Source organism: Halolamina pelagica, from assembly GCF_900115675.1.
Classification (GTDB): Archaea; Halobacteriota; Halobacteria; order Halobacteriales; family Haloferacaceae; genus Halolamina; species Halolamina pelagica.
This window is the reverse complement of the sequence record NZ_FOXI01000034.1, coordinates 1-4,948: the sequence shown is the minus strand read 5'-3', so window position 1 is coordinate 4,948 and position 4,948 is coordinate 1. Positions and strand designations below refer to the sequence as shown.

Here is a 4,948-nt window from a genome sequence, read left to right as displayed (position 1 = left end):
TCTGATGCGAGCCTTGGTAGTTCGGTGTCCCCCGGTTCGGCCGGCGGGCAGCGAACGGTAACCGATACGCAAGACCAGATGGTAACGATCACGTACTGTGATCCGACCCGCCACCCACGTGCAGATGCACGTACACATTCCGGTTGATCCTGCCGGAGGTCATTGCTATCGGGGTCCGATTTAGCCATGCTAGTCGCGCGGGTTAGACCCGCGGCGTATAGCTCAGTAACACGTGGCCAAACTACCCTACAGACGAGAACAACCTCGGGAAACTGAGGCTAACACTCGATACGCGTTGACCGTTTGAACACGTCGACGCTCAAACGCTCCGGCGCTGTAGGATGTGGCTGCGGCCGATTAGGTAGGCGGTGGGGTAACGGCCCACCGTGCCGATAATCGGTACGGGTTGTGAGAGCAAGAGCCCGGAGACGGAATCTGAGACAAGATTCCGGGCCCTACGGGGCGCAGCAGGCGCGAAACCTTTACACTGCACGCCAGTGCGATAAGGGGACCCCGAGTGAAAGGGCATATCGCCCTTTCTTTTCTGAACCGTAGGGAGGTTCAGGAACAAGAGCTGGGCAAGACCGGTGCCAGCCGCCGCGGTAATACCGGCAGCTCGAGTGATGACCGATTTTATTGGGCCTAAAGCGTCCGTAGCTGGCCGCGCAAGTCCGTCGGGAAATCCACCCGCTTAACGGGTGGGCGTCCGGCGGAAACTGTGCGGCTTGGGACAGGAAGGCTCGAGGGGTACGTTCGGGGTAGGAGTGAAATCCCGTAATCCTGAACGGACCACCGATGGCGAAAGCACCTCGAGAGGACTGATCCGACAGTGAGGGACGAAAGCTGGGGTCTCGAACCGGATTAGATACCCGGGTAGTCCCAGCCGTAAACGATGTTCGCTAGGTGTGACACTCACTACGAGTGAGTGTTGTGCCGCAGGGAAGCCGCTAAGCGAACCGCCTGGGAAGTACGTCCGCAAGGATGAAACTTAAAGGAATTGGCGGGGGAGCACTACAACCGGAGGAGCCTGCGGTTTAATTGGACTCAACGCCGGTAACCTTACCAGCCCCGACTACGGTGATGACGGTCAGGTTGATGACCTCACCACGATGCCGTAGAGAGGTGGTGCATGGCCGCCGTCAGCTCGTACCGTGAGGCGTCCTGTTAAGTCAGGCAACGAGCGAGACCCGCACTCTTAATTGCCAGCATGTCCCTTGAGGATGATGGGTACATTAGGAGGACTGCCGCCGCCAAGGCGGAGGAAGGAACGGGCAACGGTAGGTCAGTATGCCCCGAATGGGCTGGGCAACACGCGGGCTACAATGGCCGAGACAATGGGTTCCAACCCCGAGAGGGAGCGGTAATCTCAGAAACTCGGTCGTAGTTCGGATTGTGGACTGCAACTCGTCCACATGAAGCTGGATTCGGTAGTAATCGCATTCCAGGAGAGTGCGGTGAATACGTCCCTGCTCCTTGCACACACCGCCCGTCAAAGCACCCGAGTGGGGTCCGGATGAGGCCTGCCTAGCAGGTCGAATCTGGGCTCCGCAAGGGGGCTTAAGTCGTAACAAGGTAGCCGTAGGGGAATCTGCGGCTGGATCACCTCCACAGACCGGGATCTGCCCTTCGGGCAGACCCACCTTTCGCCGTTTCGGTGCCACCGGTTCGACCGGGCACCTCAGAACTACCAAGGCTCCATAGGGCTCGTAGCTCAGTGGGAGAGTGCCTCCTTTGCAAGGAGGATGCCCGGGGTTCGAATCCCCGCGAGTCCATCTCGGATAGAAGGAAACCGTGCGGGTTATATGCCCGACGGAAGTACGATGGAATCCAGACCGACCGATGCACCAGACCGCGAGAGCGCGTCTGGGAAGGGTCCGACGTACGCTCCCGTGACACCCACGGGACGTATAATGACGACCGTGTGTAAGCGTAGTCCAGGCACCCACTGGACCCGTTCAACGGGTTGCAGTGGAACGACGATAGACGATTACCGACAGACGGCTACTATGCCGGCTGATGAATTGCTCGGCTCGAGTGCTGACGAAGGACGTGCCAAGCTGCGATAAGCCTCAGGGAGCTGCATGGAAGCATAGAACTGAGGATCTCCGAATGGGAATCCCTCTACAATTGCTTTGCGCAATGGGGAACGTCCTGAATTGAAACATCTTAGTAAGGACAGGAAGAGAAAGCAACTGCGATGTCGTAAGTAACCGCGAGTGAACGCGATACAGCCCAAACCGAATCCGCAAGGAAATGTGGTGTACGGGCTGGCTACCAGCACTCGACAGATCACGAGAAGTCTCTTGGAACAGAGCACGAAACAGGGCGACAGTCCCGTACCGTGATCCAGTAGAGTGTGCGCCAGTACCAGAGTAGCGGGGGTTGGATATCCCTCGTGAATGTCGCGGGCATCGACCGCGAAGGCTAAACACTCCTCGAGACCGATAGCGAACAAGTAGCGTGAGCGAACGCTGAAAAGCACCCCGAGAAGGGCGGTGCAATAGGGCATGAAACCAGTCGGCGATAGAGCGACGGGGCTTGAAAGGCCTCTCTCCAAACGACCGAAGCGCGAGCTTCCAGTAGGACGAGAGAGGAGCCGAAGTTCCGTCGTACGTTTTGAAAAACGAACTAGGGAGTGTATCTCTTTGGCGAGTCTAACCGGGTTATCCGGGAAGGCGTAGGGAAACCGATAGGGGCGCAGCATTGCCAGGCCCACCGTGTTCAAGCGCGGGGAGTCGAAGGGATACGACCCGGAACCGAGTGATCTACTCTGGAGCAGGGTGAAGCGTAGCGAAAGCCACGTGGAGGCCCGTTAGGGTTGGTGTCCTACAATACCCTCCCGTGACTCGAGAGTAGGGGTGAAAGGCCCATCGAACTCGGCAACAGCTGGTTCCAACCGAAACATGTCGAAGCATGACCTCATCCGAGGTAGTTTGCGCGGTAGAGCGACCGATTGAGAGACCCGCCTCCGAGAGGAGTCGGCCTCTCTGTCGAACTCCGAACGTGCAAACGCCGTGGACGATGGGAGTCCGGTGCCCGGGGTAAGCTTGGGTACCATGAGGGGAACAACCCAGAGCTGGGTTAAGGACCCAAAGTGTGGATTAAGTGCGATTTGAAGGTTGTCTCGAGCCCTAAACAGCCGGGAGGTGAGCTTAGAAGCAGCTACCCTCTAAGAAAAGCGTAACAGCTTACCGGCCGAGGTTCGAGGCGCCGAAAATGATCGGGGCTCAAATCCACCTCCGAGACCTGGCGGCGCTCGTAACAGAGCGACCCAGTAGGTTGGCATTCTGGACGGATGGAAGCACGGGCGAGAGCTCGCGTGGACCGTCTAGTAACGAAAATCCTAGTCATAGTAGCAGCGAAAGTCGGGTGTGAACCCCGACGGCCAGAAGAGTAAGGGTTCCTTGGCACTGTTAGTCAGCCAAGGGTTAGTCGATCCTAAGGTTCCTCGTAAGTCGCAGGGGTCGAAAGGGGAGCTGGTTAATATTCCAGCACCATCGTGCAGTGAAACCGACGCTTCCGGAACCATCGAGCCGGGCCTTCGCCCGGTCGAATCGAGGAAGCTCGTGGACGCCGTAATGGCAGGAAGCGAGCGAATCTCGAGATAGCGCAAGTCGATGTTACCAGGAGCCCGTGAAAAGGGAGCACGATGTCCGTACCGAGATCCGACACAGGTACTCTGCCAGCGCAAGGCACGGCCTGTCGGGAGAACCGACGTTAGGGAATTCGGCAAGTTAGTTCCGTACGTTCGCAATAAGGAATGCCTGCCCCAGGCGGGGCAGGTCGCAGTGTCTTGGGCGCTCCGACTGTCTAGTAACAACACAGGTGACCGCAAATCCGCAAGGACTCGTACGGTCACTGAATCCTGCCCAGTGCGGGTATCTGAACACCTCGTACAAGAGGACGAAGGACCCGTCAACGGCGGGGGTAACTATGACCCTCTTAAGGTAGCGTAGTACCTTGCCGCTTCAGTAGCGGCTTGCATGAATGGATCAACGAGAGCGCCACTGTCCCAACGTTGGACCCGGTGAACTGTACGTTCCAGTGCGGAGTCTGGAGACCCCCAAGGGGAAGCGAAGACCCTATAGAGCTTTACTGCAGGCTGTCGCTGAGACGTGGTCGCTAATGTGCAGCATAGGTAGGAGGCGTTACACAGGTACCCGCGCTAGCGGGCCACCGAGCCATCAGTGAAATACTACCCGTTAGTGACTGCGACTCTCACTCCTGGCGGAGGACACCGGTAGCCGGGCAGTTTGACTGGGGCGGTACGCGCTCGAAAAGATATCGAGCGCGCCCCAAGATTTCCTCACTCGGGTCGGGAACCCGAGGAAGAGCGCAAGAGCAAACGGAAGTCTGACAGTGTCATTCCCAACGAGTGACGCTGACGCGAAAGCGTGGTTTAGCGAACCAACCATGGTCCTTGATGGGCCAGGTTGCTGACAGAAAAGCTACCTTAGGGATAACAGAGTCGTCACGCGCAAGAGCACATATCGACCGCGTGGCTTGCTACCTCGATGTCGGTTCCCTCCATCCTGCCCGTGCAGAAGCGGGCAAGGGTGAGGTTGTTCGCCTATTAAAGGAGGTCGTGAGCTGGGTTTAGACCGTCGTGAGACAGGTCGGCTGCTATCTATTGGGGGTGTTATGGTACTTGACGAGAACGATCGTATAGTACGAGAGGAACTACGATTGGACGCCACTGGTGTACCGGTTGTCCGAGAGGGCATTGCCGGGCAGCCACGCGTCACGGGGTAAGAGCTGAACGCATCTAAGCTCGAAACCCACTCGGAAACGAAGTACCGTTGAGGGCACTCGTAGAAGAGGAGTTAGATAGACTCGGGATGTACGCGCCAAGGCAACGAGGCGTTGAGTCCGCGAGCACTAACAGCCCGAAGCCATCATTCATCCGGTAATCAGAAATCTCTGCACTGCACCCGTTTTACGGGTCCAG

General features: G+C 57.7%; 1 tRNA gene and 2 rRNA genes. All 3 read left to right on the top strand.

The window, feature by feature from the left end:
* Window positions 1-136: 136 nt before the first annotated feature.
* Window positions 137-1,608: ribosomal RNA gene (locus BMZ83_RS15965) — 16S ribosomal RNA — on the top strand.
* A 92-nt stretch (window positions 1,609-1,700) separates the two neighbouring features.
* A tRNA-Ala gene (locus BMZ83_RS15960) sits at window positions 1,701-1,772 on the top strand.
* 219 nt (window positions 1,773-1,991) lie between these two features.
* Window positions 1,992-4,902, top strand: a 23S ribosomal RNA gene (locus BMZ83_RS15955).
* Together the 16S and 23S rRNA genes with 1 tRNA gene alongside form the textbook arrangement of a ribosomal RNA operon.
* Window positions 4,903-4,948 lie beyond the last annotated feature (46 nt).